This is a genomic window from Cesiribacter sp. SM1, from assembly GCF_020178975.1.
Classification (GTDB): Bacteria; Bacteroidota; Bacteroidia; order Cytophagales; family Cyclobacteriaceae; genus Cesiribacter.
On sequence record NZ_JAHXBU010000024.1, the window covers coordinates 1 to 1,557 of the forward strand.

Consider the following 1,557-nt stretch of genomic DNA (forward strand, 5'->3'; position numbering starts at 1 on the left):
CCAACGTCCGTTGAATAAAGCAGGCGACCTTCACCGCCGCTCACCGAAAGTACGCAAAATTTAACAATAGCACTATCAATGGCTGAAAGAGCTATTGGAGCTTGCTTTATTCTGTTGTTGGTGTGTGTTTATTATTATTTTCTCCAGCTGCAGTCTGCTTTCATGCTTTCAAGGTCTTCCTACATCACGCTTTTGGCAGCATTCAACAGGCCCCTTTGATGAGTCAGCTTACCGTTTTCCTGCACTACGCATTTGTAGGACTTCGAGGGACCCCTTTAATCTAGCAGCGCATCGTCTTCCTGCGTCACGCTATAGTCGGCATACAACAGGCCCGTTTATTCAATCAGTTCAAGGTCTACCTACGTTACGCCATGGCCAGACTTCGAGGAGCCCCTTGGATTTACCAGCTTTCAAGGTCAGCCTGCGGCATGCTATTCACCGTCCTTGCTTGGCAGTCAGGATACTTAGACTACCGACCCTTTATTATACCACTGCCCTCACTACACCAAACGATTTTAATACACACCAACGTCCGTTGAATAAAGCAGATGCCCTTCACCGGCTTTTGCTGAATGTACGCAAAAGTTGCTTCCTGCATTGTCAATGGCTGAACGAGCTGGGGGCATTTGCTTTATTCTGTTGTTCTGCGCTGATTATTTCTTTTTTTCTAATCGACACTAAAAATATAAATCCAATTGCTAGCCATAATATATAGCTGCTACATCCTTTTAATATATTATAAAGTTTACTATCATAGTCGTAAGACACACAATAAGATTTATCAATATAAACATAGAAGGATATAAAAGTCAGAATAGCAAAAAGAGGCCAATAAATAATAGACGAGAGTCTTCTGCTGGCATGACTTAGCACTAGCGTCCAAAAGAAAATCACAATGACAGCATATATATCTGTTAACTCATTCGCGTCCAATCCTACAAATAAACTTAAAGCACTGAAAAGTATAGCATAAAAGCTTAGCAAAATTCTTGTCCATCTTTTTAGAAATGGCTTCCTGATGTCCCTGTACAGGAGAAAAAATGCTAATCCGCCGATGAAGAACCATATATACGTTATCAGTCCAGTGCTATTATATCCATAACTGAATAAAATCAATTCTTGCAGATTATCACCACTAATGCTATTCAATTGACACCCTATATATATACACGTTAAGACTTTAGCGACATTAATATTATTAATGAATAGCAGCGTCGCAATTATTGGCACCAATAGAAGGGCATATATATCTAAATACCATAAAGCGTTATGACCTTCTATCAATAATTTTATTGTTTCTGGAAATGGCCATGAAGACACCCTGCTAGGTACAAAAAATGAAACTAGCAATAACAGCATGGCTATCACTGTGTATAATATCCATTGCTGCCTAAAAACACCTATTTGATTTGTTAGTAACTTCATTTTATTTGCGCAGAACGGACAATGAATAAGACAGATGAGGGGAAATATGCACCTACCTGTCTTCTTGCAGTAAGATAGTAGAAAGTGATGAAGGTTGAAATAACTGGCTCCCCCTCATTTGTCTTATTCTAG

Annotated in this window: 1 protein-coding gene; it reads right to left on the reverse strand. The window is 39.4% G+C overall.

Going from position 1 to position 1,557, the window contains the following annotated elements; genetic code table 11:
* Positions 1 to 600: 600 nt before the first annotated feature.
* A complete protein-coding gene (locus KWJ01_RS03915; RefSeq protein WP_224995119.1) occupies positions 601 to 1,425 on the reverse strand; it encodes a hypothetical protein in 825 nt (274 codons plus the stop codon).
* Positions 1,426 to 1,557 lie beyond the last annotated feature (132 nt).

What these genes read in the sequence shown, in the direction of transcription:
- KWJ01_RS03915 (WP_224995119.1), bottom strand. Translation starts at nt 1,425, where the DNA reads ATGAAGTTACTAACAAATCAAATAGGTGTTTTTAGGCAGCAATGGATA.